Source organism: uncultured Microscilla sp. (genome assembly GCF_947493425.1).
Taxonomy (GTDB): Bacteria; Bacteroidota; Bacteroidia; order Cytophagales; family Microscillaceae; genus Microscilla.
Window position 1 is genome coordinate 1 of record NZ_CANLRP010000172.1, and the last position, 17,906, is coordinate 17,906.

A 17,906-nucleotide genomic window follows, 5' to 3' on the forward strand; every position below is an offset into this window, starting at 1 on the left:
ACCACATGTAATGGGCTAAACGCTAGATCAGGTAGTTGCCTGAAGATCAGGCAATGCCTGTGGGGGCTACCGACTACTAACTCCGGACTAATATACGAATGGCTTTGCGTAATTCGTAATTAAACAATTCGTAATTCCTAATGGGTGCAAAGCCACTATGGTCTACAGACTACTAACTCCGGACTAAATTACAAATGGCTTTGCCCAATTCGTAATTCCTAATTGACCAATTCGTAATTAAAATGCCTTGCCAAATTCGTAATTAAACAATTCGTAATTAACCAACGTAGCCTTACTCCACCAGTTTTCCGGCGTTGTTTACCTTGATCAGCCCTAACATGTTGTTATTTTCAAATACTATAGTAGACAGCAGCAAAAAACCTTTATCGGCGGTTTGGAGCACTATTCTGCCCACGTCGTCTTTGGTGCCACCAAAAGTTTCTGTCCATACTTGGTTGCCATCGGCATCGGTTTTTATCAAAAACACATCTTTGCCTCCTTCTCCTTCACTTTCGGTACTTCCGGTAATAATGTAGCCCCCATCATCGGTCAAACTAATGGCTTGTCCTTCGTCATTAGCGGTTCCGCCAAAGGTTTTGCTCCATTGCAATATGCCTTGTTCACTTATTTTAATCAAATACACATCAGTGCCTCCGTTGCCTTCGCTTGCGGTAGTGCCCACAATGACGTAGCCACCCGATACTTGTTTCATGTCTTTGCCTGTTTCGCTGGCTGTACCACCAAAGAAATAGTCCCACTGGGTGTTTACAATATCGTTGGCACGTACTACCCGAATGTCAGACGTGGCGCTGGTTGCAGTAAAAGCTGTGCCACACCATAATATATCTTTAGTAGTAGGGTCTTCCAAAATAGTGGCGGTAGAGTTTTGCAGATTGGCAAATCCGTATACCCGCTCGCGGATAATGTTGCCCTGCCCATCGGTTTTTATTACATAAATGTCTGAGCTACCATCGTTGTTCAACACATTGCCCATCATCAGGTAGCCCCCTTCTTGGGTAAGCTGTACATTGGTAGCTACTTCGTTTCGGTTGGTTTTACCGTAGTTTTTACTCCATTGTACTTGTCCCTCGCCATCAGTTTTTATGAGTACCAAACTGGTGGTATCTGCCACCAAAGTATCGCCTAATACAATAAAACCACCATCAAGGGTATTCTGAATAGATTTGCCCGAATGTCCGCCCAAATTGCGTGTCCACAGTTCATTGCCGTTTTGGTCTGCTTTTATCAAAAAAATATCTTGGGTGTTGTTAGTGCCTGCCGCAAAAGAAGTAGTTGCCCCCAAAAACACATACCCCCCGTCGGTTGCGGTAACGGCTGAATAGGCTTCATCGTTGGTGGCCCCACCAAACATTTTGATAAATAACCCTGAGGTGTCGGGGTTTACACTGGGGGTAGTTTTGCAGGCAACTATACCCAACAGTAAAAACAGGTATGACAAAAATTTACGCTTCATGTTTATAAATGTTATGTTCAATTGTTGTCGTACCGACATACATCGGTATTCAGGCTCTTCGCTCATTGTTGCGCTTCGCTTGATGGTTCAATGGTTGCGCGAAATAGTAAAAAGGTTAGAGCTTTCCATCTATTGATTTTATACGCTGCTAAAAATCAGCGTACTATGAAATCGGTAGCAGGCTTGAAGAACAGCCTCAAGCTTGAAGCTCGTCGCTAAAAGCTTAAGACTGTAGAAGCTATCGTATTTTTTTGGGCTTATATATAGGGTACATGTACCCCAGTGAGAAGGTAATGTTGTTGGTAGTAAAATCGTTGTCTATGTGGCCATACTTAAACAAGAGCTCGTTTACGCTAAAGCGTTGGGCAGCATTTACGGCATTGCTCAATCCCATGTAGTAGCGTACATCAAACACCAGATAGCCTCTGCCTCGCTTAAGTTCTACGCCTGCCCCCAACAAAGCCGAAATGTTGAGGCGATTACGCATGGGGGCTACCGGAATACTGGTACCTGTCACCTCACGCTGTACATCGGCACTTACTTTGTCACGACGCACCACTACGGCACTCGCCGCCAACAACACGCCAGTTGATATTCCGCCAAATACATAAGGCTTGAGGTGACTACTAAAGTTATATTTGTCGCCCAAGTTATAGCGAACCCCCAGGGGTATTTCTATCCAGTTTTGGTTTTCTTCATAATTGGTAGAAGCATAGCCAAAAAGTTGGTTGTTCAGGGTATAGCTGCGCCCCGAGTAGTAGGCTTCCATAAACACCCCCAGTTTTTTGGTTAGCGGAAGCTCCACCGCCCCTCCTACCTGAAAACCCAGCTTAGAGGTATAAGTTTCACTAAATGAATGAGGATCGTCTACACCAAAGGTCTTAGTCACATTAAAACGCATAATGTTGCCTCCTACTTTGCCGCCAAAAGCGAGCACTGGGCGCACTCTGAAGTTACCATACAGTTTTTTAAATTCACTGGGGGCATTGTTTTTTAATCGGTATTCGGGCTCCAGCCTGAGCAACTTTAGCAATATTTTTTCTGCACTTTCTTCTTCATTCAAGTACAGGTAAGTAAGCGATAGCAAATAATACGCTTCCATTTTTTGGTTGCGGTCAAAATTGCCTTTTCTTGCTTTTTTATCGTTAAACACATCCAGGCAATCGTCCAAAATATCGGGTACTTCATTAATCCTCCCCTCTTCGTAAGCCGCCTGCGCTTTTTTCAATGTTTCAGCACAGTCTTTCTCAGCAGCACTTGCCACCGAACAAAGCCCTAAAACAAAACAAAGGGGGAGCCACAAGAAACACGTAAAAAGTCGATGATTGAAAGTTGGTAGCGCGTAGTGGTCGACTATTTTCTTTGCGTTTTTGCAAATATGATAAAGTTGATAATCCATAGTCATGAGTGATTAATTCTTAGTTTTTTGCTTGTACCTCCCAAATTACGAGTTTGAGAATTACGAATTGGGCAAGGCATTTTAATTACGAATTGGTTAATTACGAATTACGAATTGGGCACAGCCATTTGTAATTTAGTCCGGAGTTAGTAGTCTGTAGACCATAGTGGCTTCGCCTTCATTCGTATATTAGTCCGGAGTTGGTAGTCTGTAGACCATAGTGGCTTCGCCTTCATTCGTAATTGATCCATTCGTAATTCGTAATTGATCCATTCGTAATTCGTAATTGAATATTAGTCCGGAGTTAGTAGTCTGTAGACCATAGTCGCTTCGCGCTCATTCGTAATTCTCTCATTCGTAATTCGTAATTAACTAACCTACTTCTTCTTCTTCGGTGGAACTCTAAAAGTTTGCTCGTAAGGAATATCCTTTGCCACATAACGCTTCCATTCATCCGGCTTAAAGTTATGAATCCCTTTTTGGGTCAACACATCGCCCATAAGCGAAGGGTTAGTAGGCCATATCCGTACCAGATTATCGCGGCAACCCGCCAACAAATAATCGCCATCGTTGCTAAAGGCAATAGACCATACCCAGTCTTCGTGGTCTTTCAACACAATGGGACTATTGGTAAGCTCGCGCATGTTCCAGATACGCACTGTTTTGTCAAAACTCGCCGTAGCCATTTGAGTGTCGTCTTTGTTAAATTCTATATTATTGATTTTTGCGGTGTGCCCTTCCAGTTGAATAATGGGCTTTTTGTTTTGGGCTATTTTAGTCAAGTCCCAAATACGTACAATCCCCAATACATCGCCCGCCACCAGGTAACGCCCACTATTGCTAAAAGCTACAGCGTGCATGCCTACGGTGTTTTTAAACAATACCGATTGTTGATTATTCTTTTTGCGGTCAATCAATACCAACTCACCATTGTTTTGTCCTACAGCCATATAGTGGCTCTCGGCATTGGGTTTGTGGTGCACCGCCAACCCATTTACTTTAGATTTGAGTTGGGTAATCTCAGTAGCATTTTTAAAGTCCGATAAATAAATCTTTTGATCCGAAGTATGAATAATCAACCCTTGGTTGTTGGGGGTAAAGGCAAGGTTCCATACTTTGGTACCGCTTTTAAGGGCTATATTTCTTTTAGAAAACCTGCCATTGCGTTGAATGGTAAAAAGTTGTACCCGACGGTCGTCGCCTCCGCAGGCCAGGTACTTGCCATCGCGACTTACTACCAAGGCTCGCTTGATATACCCGCCCGACACCAACACTTTAGGTGGGTCTTTGGGTTTTTGCAGGTTCCAGCGCAATACTTTGCCATCACTACCTGCCGAGTATACCACTTGCCCGCTGTTGGCGTACGATGGGGCAATCATACGCACTGCGTCGCTATGCCCTGCCAATTGGTTATAGTTTTCGCCTTCAAACCTTTTGATGGCATAATACAAGCCATTGTAAATATCGGGTTGATAAAAATCGCCTCCGTATCTTTTGTTGAACTGATACGCTTTTTGGGCGTTGTTTGCCTGAATGCGTCGGTCAGAGTATTGGGTAGACTTGATGGCCATTGATTGGGCAATAGACAGCATTCGCAAGTTAAAAGCCTTTTTGTTGGCTTCGGTGGCTTCTTTCTCTTTTTGTGTGGCAATGCGGGTTTTGTCTTCCGCTATTTTGGTTTGTTTTTTTGCTTCTTTTTCATTTTTCAAGGCAATTTGCTTTTGCTCGTTTGCCTCTTTTTCTTTTTGCTCCGCCACTACTCTTAGTTCGTCAGCCTTTTTCTTCTCTTCTTGGGCATGCTTTTTTTCTTCTTGAGCGTGCTTTTTTTCTTCCTCTGCGTTTCGTTTTTCTTTTTCGGCAAGGCGTTCGTTTGTTAGGGCTTCTTTTTCCCTTTTCAGGGCAATTTTTCTTTGTTTATCTGCTTCTTTAGAGTTTTTCTTAGCAATCACCGCTTGCTTGGTGGCGGCTTCTTTTTGACGCTCAGCCTCTACCGATTGCGAAATGGCATATACTAAAAATCCAATACTGATCACAGTAGCGGTACCCATAAACAAGGCGGTAACCCGTGCCCTTCGCAATGCCTTTTTTTGCTGAAGCTCTTTTATTTTTTGCTCTGTCTCAAACTCCTTCTGGCTATAGTCTAAAAAAACCATCGCCCGCTCAAAGGCAGGATCGTAGCGTTGTGCCCAGGCAAGGGTAGGTTTGTGCTTTTCGCGCCAGTTGAGCGCCAACTGCAAATCGGGCGGACGCCACAAGCCCGATTTACCCACTTGATACATCGCTGAGGCTTCTGACAAACGCATATACATTTGCACAGCTTCGCCCTCATCTTCTACCCAGGCTTTTAGGCGTACCCAAATACGCATCAGGCTTTCGTGTGAAATATCTATCACTGAGCCATCATCCAGCGGAATGCCTGCGGGAGGCATTAGCAAAGAGCGCCCTGGCTGGCGAAACTTTTCTACAATTCTTATCACAGTACCTTCGCTGGCACTGGCAATGGCCACAATCTCGCCCAAACGAGTGGGGCGACGTACCCCGTTGGCGCTCTCGCCTCCTTTTTCGGTCAGCGCCTTAAACATTACCTCACATACCTTGCGTTCTTCGTCGGTCAACTCATCGTAGGCTTCGTCAGCGTGCTGCGATAGTGCCGACTTCATGGTACCTATGGCCTCGTAATGCTCTATATCCAGTGGAGCATCGGCTGCGGTACGGTTATCTGTCCAATAGTCCCAGGTACGCATCAGCGAATGCTGCATAATGGGCAATTGATCGGGGTTGTCGCCTACATCATTCAGTAGTTTTTGTACCAATCGGGGGGTCATCATACCACCACCCACCAACACCGGCCCAGTAATGGCCATTTGTTTTTGCTTGCGGGTCATTTGGGGAATCATGTAATAACTCTGATTGATAGATTCGGTCAGTTCGGGAAATGCGGCACAGTCGCCAATAAAATCTGACCGCATGGTTATGATCAGATAAATGGGGGCACTGGTGGTTTTGATGGCTTCCATCAATAGGTTAACAAAAGCCAAAGACTCGTTGAGTGAGTCTTTATTTTCTTCGTTTTTTTTAAACCGGAAAAGTTCTTCAAATTGGTCAATCAAGATCAGTACGTTGCGTCCCTTAAACTCTTTGGTTTGCTGTACTGCTTCTACCAAGCCAAGCGAGCTACTTCGCAAAAGAGTCGAAGTGATGGCTTTTTTGATTTGCTTGTTTTCCTTGTCGTAAGATTGATAAGTATTGTCGTGTTTGAGTAAAGCATCTGCCAGATTGTCTATAGGCCCTGCACCTGGTCGGCTCACTACCACGCTCCAGTTAGAGGTGCGGTCGGTCATAAACCCTCCATATAAAATAGGGATGACCCCACAATATATAAACGAAGACTTACCACTACCCGAAGGGCCTACTACGGCAACAAATCGGTTTTCGGCAAGTTTGAGCAATACTTCGTCGCTTTGCCCCTCTCGTCCGAAAAACAAATAGCTTTCGTCTACTGAGAAAGGGCGAAGACCTGGAAAAGGGTTAATAATAGTATTAATCCCTGCATACTCATCCTGTAAGATATTGTCTTCCATGATGGTAAATGTGTTTTAATTTAGTCAATAGTCGGGAGTCCATAGTCAGGAGCTTCTACAGCTTCAAGTCCTTAGAATTCTACGATCTGCGTCAGCATTGTCGACTGTGGTCTGTACTATACCAAAGACTCAGCAAGCTGCAAAAAGCTATCGTCTCCCGACTATAGACTATAGACTATGGACTAATTTTATAGTACTCAATATTCTATGATATGCATCAGCATTGTCGACTGTGTGGTCTATACTATACCAAAGACTCAGCAAGCTGCAAAAAGCTATCGTCTCCCGACTATAGACTATGGACTAATTTTATAGTACTCAATATTCTATGATATGCGTCAGCATTGTCGACTGTGGTCTGTACTATACCAAAGACTCAGCAAGCTGCAAAAAGCTATCGTCTCCCGACTATAGACTATAGACTATGGACTAATTTTATAGTACTCAATATTCTATGATATGCGTCAGCATTGTCGACTGTGGTCTGTACTATACCAAAGACTCCCGACTATGGACTAATTTTTAGTTCGTTAACTTTGATTGTTTTGTACTGCCTGATTTAGAATGTTTTGAAAAGTAAACTCTGCTGAAAAATCGTTCAGGTCTATGTTTTCTACCTTTCTAACATTATAAGTCTTCAGGTCTTCTTTTGTAATGTTGTGGTAGTCATTAATTGCCAACAAAATTTTTGCCCGCATGGGACGCTCTCTGCCAAAGCCGGGGGCTTTTACCAAATCTTTAAGTTTTACCTTTACCCATTGTTCGTCTGCTTTTTCGGCAAGCACCAAGGCAACATCACAATACTTGAGTCCTTCTATGTGTTGTTGGCGTACTTCCAGTATCGACCCCATCAGCATAGGGGTAATGACATAAAAACCCTGGGCTTGCAGGTGTTCCATCAACAACAAAGCGGGCTGAGTGTCTACCCTATCAAATATAAGGTACACTTGTAACTTATTCGTACTGGTTTTAGGCGCATGGTCGCGCTCTTGCATCTGTACAGGGCTGTCGGTCAAGCTTTTGCGAATGGTAGTTTTGAAATCTTCCAAAGGAATTTGCAAAATTTCGGCATTGGATAGCCCTTGGGCATTTTCGCGTAAGTTTTCTATAAACCGTTGTTGTCGTTCGCTGGCTTCTATCAATGAAGGAGGCAACCAAATCAAACGCGAAAACTTTTCAGTGCCTTCGCTTTGCTGTTGGCTGTACTCCGAGGCAAGTTTGTTTTGCAGCTCTATTACCGACACCTCACCTCCTTTGATATTTTCGCCATATTCGCGCCCTATCAAATGAATAGAAATCAACGAACGCTTAAGGTCTGCCAGTACTGCCTGTTCTAACTTTTCAACGTCGTTGGGCAAAGTATAGTTGGGCAACACCTGATAACCATGTCTTTGCAACTCCCGCTTGATAATGGTACGCTGTATGGTCAGCTCCTGGCTGGTTTCGGCAAGGTATACGGTGCCTGTGTTGTCCCCCTCTCCTATGATCCCCTCCAGCAGTTGCTCATCATTTTTAATGGCTTGTTTTTTATCAAACCGGGTCAGCACGTGGTAAATATCATAAGCAAGGTCTACGAGAGAAGTCCAATAGTTTTTTTCGGCTATGCTGCTAAAAAAGTCTTCAAATTCTTGCTCTTCTCCGGTTTCACGGTTAAGATAAAACAAATTATAGTTCAACAAAGGTTTCAGCAACAAAGGTTGGCTGTCGTAAGCTACCGGATATTTTACTACTTTAAAGCAACGTTTGTCAGGGGCAGGCAAATCGGGTTGTTTTTGGGCAACTTCAAAAAAAGTATTGATTACTTTTTCCTGGATGGGTACCTGCACATACTCAGGCGATACAATGGTTACCAACACCTTGGTTTGGTTCAATACATTGAGCGAGGTAGAGTCTTGTAAAAGCTGACTATCGAGCAAGGCTATTTTTGGGTGCTCCTGTAGCAATTGGCTCAATACCATATTCAAAAAACGCTTGAAACTCGACACCCACCCTGTTTGTTGCTCGCTGTCAACCTGATCATCTTTTTCTACATAATTTATAAGAATGTCGTGTGTCATATTATTTGTAATGGCGGTTCTTTCAAGTGCTTAAGGTAAAATTTAAATGTACTTTCAGTGAAAAGTAACAAAGGCAATAATGAAACCAAAATGTACACTAAGATTAAAGTGATTGTAGGATCTACAGGATTAGCTGAAGCAGAGCTCAGCACAGCAAGCTGTAGCTTCGGTTGATTAATGTTGGTATTCAAGCAATTAGTCAAAACCCATCCTCAAAACCATTTTCGTTTAAATGTAATTACCAATACTCCGCAGTGATTTTAGTCAAAGTTGTTTGCTGTTTATCAGTTATTTATGAATTTAAAAACTATTTAATTGGATGTTTAGGCATAAAACCGAAACACTTTTAAAAATAAAGTGAGTATACAATCTCAATATAAAATACTGGTTTACAGTATTTAACAAGGTGAACATTTACTCGAATCAGCTATGGACTATCGACTAAATACTATGGACTATTGATTATAAATCAATTTCAAATAGTGGCTCTTCTATGTCAAGCGACTTGTAATCAAACGCTACATTTACATTATGAATAAACCCACGCACCAACTCAGGATAGGTGCTCATTCGGGCAAAAAACTCGTGTTGATCTATTGCATACAACAATGAGTCTTCAGAGGCGATTGCTTCATCGTAGGTTTTGCTTGCGTCCATCATCAACAAGCTACCAAATGTGGTGGTCTCGTTCAGGTTTACCTCTTTACCTTCTGCATTTTGCGTATGCAGATTACCTTTTGCCAATATAAACAAACATTTTTGTGCTTCCTCGTTATTCAATATCAGTTTTTCTCCCTTAGGTAAACTTTGGGGCTGTATAATGTCAGATATTTCGGCAAGAATATCTCCTGGTACCCCATTAAACAATGCCACTTTTTTTAGAAACAATACCCGGCTATATAGTAGCTCTTCGGCAATGTCAGTATTTTCCTGCAAAACAATTTTTCCTAGTTTTTCTTCGAGTTGCTCTTTTATATCCACGTGCAATCGTGGGCTTACCCTATCAAACAAAGGCTTGTCTAACTGATACAATGCCCAGGCAGCGGTTTCCCGCAATAAGTTGTCTTCGTGAAAAAGATTAGCTACCAGTTCCTGTTTTTCGTCGAGATTTTCTACGTGTGCCAAAGCAAACATAGCACAAGCCCTGGTCCAACGGTTGGTATACCTGTAGTCTCTTGTAATCAAGTGCTTGAGTACTTCTGTATGATCAAAGGTAATGCGTGGAAAGTAATTTTGTAACTTGGCAATTTTTTGCGCTACTGGAATATCTTCCAGCAATGGGAATAAAATAGGCTTTAGGTTTTCGTCTAAAAACATATCCAGCAATTCTATGGCAAACAATTTACCTTCAGTTTCTTCACTATCAAGGCTTTGTTGTACCAATTCTATCGACTGGCTATCGTATATTAATGACAGTAACCTAAAAATACTGTTGAAGTTATACCTTATTTCTTCTTTGAGCGAGCCGCGTAACTCTAGAGTTTCGTCCCGTTTTTCCACCTCCAGCATTGCCGCCAGGTCCCAGGCAGCATCGCCAATTTCTATTTCAAGAATGTTAATAATTGCAGGCACCCGCTCTTCGGGTACTTCGGCATTGCAATAACTTAGCGAAAGCAATACTTGGTCTATAATGTCTTGCGCTGGGTGGTTTATCTTGCTCCATAGCAGTTCTATAGCGCTTTTGCTACCAATGTGCCCATAAATCTGCACAATCTTAATCATTACCAGTTCGCTTTGCCCCGACTTGTAAAAGGCGTGTTCGAGTACTGGCAAAATACGGTCGCCACACTCTACCAACGATGCCGCCGCCATATTGCCGTATTCGGGCGATGCCAACAGGTCTATGAGCACCGTCCAGCTCACCGGGCGTTGCACCTTGCGTGCCGTAATAATGGCTTCCATCTTTACCAGTGGCACATAGTCTTTGAGCAACTGAATCAAATACCGGGTGGTTTCTTCATGGTCATAAATCCTCATGAGCTTTGCTGCCATTACCCGGTCGCCCGTTTTCTTCGACTTTGCCAACCTGATTACTTCTTCGTGGTGAATGTTTTCGGTAGCTACTGTAGTATAGTCCTTGCGGAGATTGAACCTGGCCGAAGGGCGATCGGTAGCCGATGGGTTGCTGGCAGGCAAAAATGTAGTTTCGGATACCAAACGGCTGTCTATAGTAGAGGCTTCCAGGTCTTTTACCTTGGCAGATACAAAGTTTCTAAGTTGCCGATTGGCAGAAGCTTCTAGTTTTTTGAGTGATTTTTCAAACAGCACGGGTTCTGTTTTTTCCATAAACTTAAGAATGAAAATCACTTTTTCGGGGTGGTCACTTTCCAACTCTTTCTCTAGTATAATTCCAATGGCGTCGGCACTTTGCAAACTGCTCACATCATTGGTTTCCTGGGTTTTTTCGAGGGTGGTGCGCAAGCTTTCCTGGTATTTGGTGTGCATTTTTATAATGATATATATCCAGGCACCAATGATCAATAATAAGATGTAAGAAAACGAAAGAAGATTGAAAAACTTGGCTTTGTCGATGGCTAACATCAGCAAACCTGCAATCATACCTGCTGTTACCTTGACAATACCATCCAGGCGTGTCATGACAATCAATCGTATAGATTTGTCAATAGGAAACAGAAAAAACTTAAAGGTGGGTTCATCAAAGGCATCTTTGAGCGCCGAAAAGAACAAACTGCTCAACGCCACTGCCATAAAAAAGAAGATAAAATTGTTGTCTCCGCCAGGGGTAAACCCAAAAAACGATCCTGCCAGCACAGTGAGTACAGTAAACAAGATCAATAGCAGGGCATTGATTAATAAAGTAATTTTTAAGCCATAATTTTCTACCAGCCAATCGCCCACAAAAGTTTGTGCCAACATACTAAACACCAGCGTAATGCCCTGAAATACCCCAATAAAGTTTACCAGGTCTTTTTCACGGGGAAACTGCTTGGTAGCAGTGTTCAGAAACGAATAGTCTATAAAGTTTCCGGCAATGGTTACAATCATTACAAAGCCAATCAACCAAATAATATAGTTGTCTTTAAACATTTGCGGAATAGACAGCTTTCCGGTGGTTTTTTCGTGCGCTTCCATACGCACAAAGTTGATGGCGGGCGAGTTGCGTACCAGCAATATATGCACAAAAATGAGGAGTCCGGTACTGGCAAAACTGATCTCAAGCAAGTCTATGGTTTTCATCAAAGAGTTGGCAATGGGAATTACCGCAAAAAAAGCTACCAATGTGGCCAAGCCTTTGCCTATGTCTACGCCTCCTACAATGCGTTTTTGCTGTTTCAGGTCAAAAATACGGGCAATCATACCCCAGAAAATCAACAACACCAAGGCCTCAAAAGGCACCATAAGCATAAAGCCAAAAAACACCAATTTGGCTCTAATGTCCTTGTCAGGAATAAGTCCGTAGCCCAGCCTTAAACTAAAAATAGAGAGGGTAATAATAATGAGCACCACCAGCGATAAACGGGCGTAGGGGCGTACCCGCTGGTAATGAGAAAACAAAGAGGTGATAATAATGCCCACAATGCCTTGCCCTACCATAGCCAGGGGCAAGTCGGTGGCTTCGTCAAAGGCAGTGACAAACAGGGCACTCATACTGGTATTGTAGGTTGCCAAAAAAATGCCTATACAGAAACCCATCAGGAGGAGGAGGAGCACCTGAATAAATTCACTGTCTTCTATATTTAATAATTTAAGAAGAACCTTTTTCATAGTTCGCTTATGCCTCTCAAAGATTTGTATAGTACAACGAGAGGGGTAGTATTAAAGTTGTTTCAAATAAAATAATGCCTGAGACTATAGTAAGTACTTGCAGACACGATTGTAATGTAAGTTTTGGCTTGATTTATTAAAAATAGTCAATTAATCTAGCCAGCCAAACAATACTCAAGCTTTGTTTGACATGACCAATTTTATATTGAATGAGGAAGAAAAAATTACGCCAGTTTTGTGGTTTTTAAATTGTTTTATATACAATAGTCCATAGCCCTGACAAGGTTCCCCGTAAACGGGATGTCGGCATAGCCTCCACTAGGGACTAGGTGCAAGGTTCTAGGTATACCTTGTTCCACAAGTAACCACACTTTTATATCACATTGATTTTTAGCAACTTATAAAAAGCGTAGTTAGAAGCGTCAACAAGGTTCTAGGTATACCTTGTTCCACAAGTAACCACACTTTTATATCACGTTGATTTTTAGCAACTTATAAAAAGCGTAGTTAGAAGCTGATTCGAGTAAATGTTTACCCTATTAATCATTGTAAACCAATGGCGTATATTAAATTTGTGTACTTGCTTTATTTTTCAAAGGGTTTCAGGTTTACTTCTAAATTAAATAGTTTTTAAACTTATAACCATTTGATAACCGACCAACGGGAGCTCAACGAAGGTAATCAGTAATCAACTTTGACTAAAATCACTGCGGAGTATTGATACTTAAACAAAAATGGTTTTGGGGACAGATTTTGACCAATTGTCTGAATACCAACATTAATCAACCCAAGGCTCAATGCTTCTCAAGTATTGCCGCTCCTGTTTTACACCTGCCAGTTTTTTTAGTATAGACAATTAAAATTTAATATTTCCGTCAAGCATTTTAAAACCTATAACAAAGATAAAGATCCATACCTGCCAGGTTTTCAAAACCAGGCAGGTATAAAAAGCTGTTTGATTAAAAGTCTACCAACTGCACTAGAAAACCTGCCAGTTGTAGGCAAAAGCGCTCAACTCACGCTATAGGCCCGCCATTATCTCGCGAAAACTGCTCAGACCTGCCTCAATGTTTTCTACAATTTCTTGCGCCAACACATCAGGGTCGGGCAAGTTGTCGAGGTCGGCAAGGCTTTGGTCTTTGAGCCAAAAAATATCTAAATTGGTTTTGTCGCGTGCCATGAGCTCCTCATAGCCAAATTTGCGCCAGCGTCCTTCGGGATTTGCCTCGCTCCAGGTCTCCTGGCGCTTATGGCGACTGCCAGGATTATACAATTTGATAAACGCTTGCAAATCTGCGAGTCGCAGCGGTTTCTTTCTGAGGGTGTGGTGCACATTGGTGCGATAGTCGTATACCCATACCTCTTGAGTCCAGGGAGTTTTGGCGGCGGCTTTGTTGTCAAAAAACAACACGTTTGCCTTTACCCCATTGGCATAAAAAATACCCGTAGGCAAACGCAAAATGGTGTGTAGTTCGGTGGTTTTGAGCAATTCTTTGCGCACGGTTTCGCCGGCGCCTCCTTCAAACAACACGTTGTCGGGCAGCACCACCGCCGCCTCGCCGTTTACTTTGAGCAACGATTTGATGTGTTGCAAAAAATTGAGTTGTTTGTTCGACGTGGTAGCCCAAAAGTCCTGGCGGTTGTAGCTCAGGTCTTGGCGTTCTTGCTCGCCGTCTTCGTTGGTAATGGTCATGCTACTTTTTTTGCCGAAAGGCGGATTTGCCAACACGTAGTCGTGGCGCTGGCTGTCTTGGGCAATGAGGGCATCGGCAGACGAAATCAACGAATCGCCGTCTATCTCGCCTATGTTGTGCAAAAACATATTCATGAGGCACATGCGGCGGGTGCTTGCCACTATTTCGTTGCCATAAAAAGTCTCTTTTTTCAAAAACTTCTTTTCGTCACGGTCTAGCTCGTGGTTGTCTACAATATAATCGTAAGCCGCCAAGAAAAAGCCGCCCGTACCGCACGAAGGGTCTACGATGGTTTTGTTGGGTTGGGGTTGCACACACTCTACCATCGCCTGAATAAGCGCCCTTGGGGTAAAATATTGCCCCGCGCCACTCTTCACGTCGCTGGCGTTTTTCTCAAGCAAGCCCTCGTATATTTTGCCCTTGAGGTCGGCACCCATGGCGCTCCAGTCTTCGCGGTTGATCATGTCTATGATCTTCAGCAACTTGGCAGGGTCTTGTACCTTGTTTTGGGCTTTGGTAAAAATCTGCCCCAATATGCCCTGTTCGCTGCCCAAGCTGCGCAACATTTGGGTATAAAACGCCTCTAGAGCTGCCCCCTTTTTGCTGCGGAGGTTTTGCCAACTGCATTGCTCGCCGTCGGGCAGTTCGTTGCCGTTGATGTCTTTCAAACGCGGAAAGTCTACCCTGCCCGATTCTTCTGCCATTTTCAAAAACAGCAAATAGGTAATTTGTTCCAAATAATCGCCATAGCCCACCCCATCGTCGCGGAGCACGTCGGCAAAATTCCATACTTTAGATACTATACTTGCTTCTGTCATTATTGTGTGATGTATACTTTAAAATTCGTTGGTCTAAATTCGGCACGCTGGTGCAGGTTTTTGATAATAAAAAAGTCGGCAGAGTTGGTAGCTTTGTCGTAATTATACAAGCGATACACCCAATATTGTTGGGGGTGCAAGCGGGCAAAAGCTACCTCGTTGGCGCTCATAAAAAAAGGCGCTTCCGCAGATTGGGTAGTGGTTTTTACTTCTATGTATACCTCATTGCCTTCTTTGTCAAACGACAATATATCGTAGCCTTCGCCATCGGCTTTTTTTTCCACCTTTTTGGCACTTTTCTTTTGATTATTTTGCTTGAGTCTTTCTCGCTCCCACAAAATCACCAAAGCTTCGCCCGCGTCGCCTAGCTCTTTCTTCGTTTTTGCTTCTGCCACATGGTCTTTAGCAGGTTGTGGGGCAAAACTAGGCACAGCATCGGCAGGTGGAGGCGCTGCAAACTGGGCAGGAGGCACTTGTTCACGGAGTCGGTTTTGGGCAAGCAAGGCAATCATTTGCTCATAATGTTTAAAGTTATCGATGATATATTGGCGACTTTCTTTTACCAATTTGTCCCAATCATAGCCTGACAAATTGTTTACCTTTAATCGGTTTATCTCTATTTTGTGGGTTTCCATATAGTTCTCCAGTGCCTTTTTGTGGTCTTCGGTGAGCAAATCGCCCGCATATTTGTAGCCAACCTTGCAATATACCTCTATCGCGCTCACTCCCAGGCTAAAATGCACCCCACTTTTTTTGTGCTCGGCGAGGGTAAGCCTCACCCAAGTATAAGGAAAAAACTCTTGCCCTTGAGAAATCGCACTTTCCCTTTTACTCACAACAAAGCCCTCCAGTTGATTGCACACTTGCTCGGCAAAGTGTGCCGATTTTGCCCAACAAGTAGCTTTTATTTGTTCTCTGGCAGCTTGATCTGCAGGGTTGTTTTTATCATACGTTTTGTTACCCCGTTTTGCCAACAATGCAATGTCTGCCGAGGTGAAAAACGGTGGAGCATTCAAAGCTTGGTTTTTCCAATAGTCAAAACAACTTTTTCGCATTTCTGCAAAAAAAGCATCTTCGTCATCTATTTGAAAGGGGTTGGGTAGATTACGCGCCATAGTAAAAAAGCCGTTGCCAGGCTTTTGGTTGTCTTGGTCAACCACTACCACGCTCAACAAAGGTGCTTTTTGTTTGTGTTCTTCGGTTGATATGGCATCAAGCACATTAGGCAAAGTAAAACGGATTTTGCTCCAATCGGTGTTAATTTTTTTTGCCACCTCGCCATAAGTAATCAACTTTCTTTGGCTCGCTCGCTCAATCAATAATGTTCGTAATTTTTGCTGGTCTATAGTCATGTCAATCAAAGTTTATTTTACAGATGTCTTCTTTTTTGTGCCCCTAGATGCTTTTTTTGGCGCTTTTGCCTCCGCTTGGGCTTTTTCGGCTTCTATTTGTGCCAACAAGGTGCTGGCGGGTGCCCAATCTTTCTCATTTTTGCAAGTGACAAGCTCGGCATCGCTGAGTAGGCGCCCTTCAAAGGCTTTCTTCAAGATGCTTTGCCGCAAGGCTTCGGCTTTCGCCAAACCCGTTTGAATACTCGCCTCTACCTGGTCGCACACCGACAAACGGCTTTCTATTTCTTGGACGATTTGGCGTTGTTCGGGGAGGGAGCAGAGGGGGAAGGGTAAGTTTGATAATACAGTCAAATTTATAGAGGCTAGATTAGTAGTTTGCTTGGCTTTGCTAAAAAAATACTTTTTTGCGGTTCTTGTTTGAGAATAGTAACCAATGAATTTAGGTGGCATGTCTTTTAAGTATAATCTAGCACGAAAAATATGATTTTGATGTATGCAGTTTTCTATTTCATTTCTCCAAATAGTCCCTCTCCCAAGCTTATCTTTATCACCTCCCTCAGTATATAATATATCACCCTCATATAATTTATATTTATCAAGATCACTTGGTAGTACATCTATCACCTTTACATGGGTTAGGTCTAAATAACCATCTTGAACATTTGCAACACGTAAATAAGGTAAAGAAATAAGCTTTTGTCCGTCAAGTTTTCGTCCTTTTGTAACACCACCTATCAACTCAGCAATATTAACTAAACAATTCCACCCCCAACCTTCAGGCAAATTCGGCAATTGCTTCAACTCCTCTTCGCTCAAAGGAGCTACTTCTTTAGGTGTTTTGGGTTTAGCGGGCTTTTTACCCTCTTTGCCCTCAGCTTCCCAAGTTTTTACGGCTTGCGCCCAATCAGCCAATTGTTGGGCGTGGTGTTGGGCGCGTTCCTCCTTTATTTGCACCAGCAAAGCCTCGGCAGTGGGCAAGTTGCTTTGTTGGGTGCGCCACGCTTTGGTCAGTTCTCCTTCAAACGCCTTTTTGAGCACGGCTTGGCGGTAAGTTTTCAATTGTGCTTCGGCTTTTTTGAGCGAGGCTATGCCCGCGTCTAACTCACTCAACAACTGCTCTATTTTGGCTACTATGGCGCGTTGTTCGGGGAGGGGGGGGAGGTTGAATTTAAGTTTGGCAAGTATCTGAGCATTTACATTTGTTTTTAGACCTACTTTGTTAAGGTTTATTTGTTCCCAATAATCTAGTGATTGAAAAAAGTTATATACAAACTTAGGCTCTATACTTTTATTAATTTTAACCCTTATTAAATATGATGCAAAAACAGCTTTTTTAGGCACCTGATCTTTAATTAAATAACTTTTCCCAACTGTACCACCAGTTCGTGCAAAAACAAGATCATACTTATTGAGTTGAAACTTACTTATCTCAGATTTAGGAATATCACAGAAAGGTACTTCACTCCAATTAACTTGACCATTTTGGATATCTGTAATCCTCAAATATTTACAATCATCCTGAGCTTTATTCTTTTTTGCTGTAGCGGTATAACCGTAATGAATTCTATCAGATACCTCTTTTAACTCAACTTCAATCCAATCTTCTCTCATTGTTTCTCTTGCTTTTTTTTATTCTTTTTCTCACTTGTCTTTACTAGGATGCGTAGGATGCACGGATTTTTAGGATTACTTGACTTCTGCGAGCAGGTAAATGAGCCCGTAAACGTTGTGCCCTTAGTACTATTATCCTACTCAACTGTCTTTACCAGGATGCGTAGGATGCACGGATTTTTAGGATTACTTAG

Annotated in this window: 8 protein-coding genes; all 8 read right to left on the minus strand. The window is 42.8% G+C overall.

Translation table 11 applies throughout. The features are described from left to right. Positions 1-292: 292 nt before the first annotated feature. Positions 293-1,474, minus strand: coding sequence for a hypothetical protein (locus Q0954_RS27610; RefSeq protein ID WP_299462931.1), 1,182 nt, complete (start codon positions 1,472-1,474; stop codon positions 293-295). A 238-nt stretch (positions 1,475-1,712) separates the two neighbouring features. Further along, complete coding sequence (locus Q0954_RS27615) at positions 1,713-2,702, minus strand: porin family protein (RefSeq protein WP_299462934.1); 990 nt, start codon at positions 2,700-2,702, stop codon at positions 1,713-1,715. A gap of 548 nt (positions 2,703-3,250) precedes the next feature. Beyond that, the gene (locus Q0954_RS27620) at positions 3,251-6,454 is read right to left on the minus strand and encodes a High-affnity carbon uptake protein Hat/HatR (protein ID WP_299462937.1); all 3,204 of its coding nucleotides are present in this window, start codon (positions 6,452-6,454) and stop codon (positions 3,251-3,253) included. A gap of 530 nt (positions 6,455-6,984) precedes the next feature. Further along, entirely contained in the window at positions 6,985-8,511 is a 1,527-nt protein-coding gene (locus tag Q0954_RS27625) for a hypothetical protein (protein ID WP_299462940.1), read from the minus strand. Between the two features lie 462 nt (positions 8,512-8,973). Further along, complete coding sequence (locus Q0954_RS27630) at positions 8,974-12,237, minus strand: cyclic nucleotide-binding domain-containing protein (protein ID WP_299462942.1); 3,264 nt, start codon at positions 12,235-12,237, stop codon at positions 8,974-8,976. 1,021 nt (positions 12,238-13,258) lie between these two features. After that, entirely contained in the window at positions 13,259-14,749 is a 1,491-nt protein-coding gene (locus tag Q0954_RS27635) for a class I SAM-dependent DNA methyltransferase (RefSeq protein WP_299462945.1), read from the minus strand. After that, positions 14,749-16,101, minus strand: a complete 1,353-nt coding sequence (locus Q0954_RS27640; protein ID WP_299462948.1) for a DUF3883 domain-containing protein — start codon at positions 16,099-16,101, stop codon at positions 14,749-14,751. Before Q0954_RS27640 ends, Q0954_RS27635 begins: the two co-directional genes overlap by 1 nt. 12 nt (positions 16,102-16,113) lie before the next feature. Beyond that, positions 16,114-17,712 carry a restriction endonuclease subunit S gene (locus Q0954_RS27645; protein WP_299462951.1) on the minus strand — a complete coding sequence of 533 codons (1,599 nt, stop codon included), beginning with the start codon at positions 17,710-17,712 and terminating at the stop codon, positions 16,114-16,116. Between the last annotated feature and the right edge of the window lie 194 nt (positions 17,713-17,906).

What these genes read in the sequence shown, in the direction of transcription:
- Q0954_RS27635 (WP_299462945.1), bottom strand. Translation starts at nt 14,749, where the DNA reads ATGACAGAAGCAAGTATAGTATCTAAAGTATGGAATTTTGCCGACGTG.
- Q0954_RS27645 (WP_299462951.1), bottom strand. Translation starts at nt 17,712, where the DNA reads ATGAGAGAAGATTGGATTGAAGTTGAGTTAAAAGAGGTATCTGATAGA.
- Q0954_RS27620 (WP_299462937.1), bottom strand. Translation starts at nt 6,454, where the DNA reads ATGGAAGACAATATCTTACAGGATGAGTATGCAGGGATTAATACTATT.
- Q0954_RS27640 (WP_299462948.1), bottom strand. Translation starts at nt 16,101, where the DNA reads ATGACTATAGACCAGCAAAAATTACGAACATTATTGATTGAGCGAGCG.
- Q0954_RS27610 (WP_299462931.1), bottom strand. Translation starts at nt 1,474, where the DNA reads ATGAAGCGTAAATTTTTGTCATACCTGTTTTTACTGTTGGGTATAGTT.
- Q0954_RS27630 (WP_299462942.1), bottom strand. Translation starts at nt 12,237, where the DNA reads ATGAAAAAGGTTCTTCTTAAATTATTAAATATAGAAGACAGTGAATTT.
- Q0954_RS27625 (WP_299462940.1), bottom strand. Translation starts at nt 8,511, where the DNA reads ATGACACACGACATTCTTATAAATTATGTAGAAAAAGATGATCAGGTT.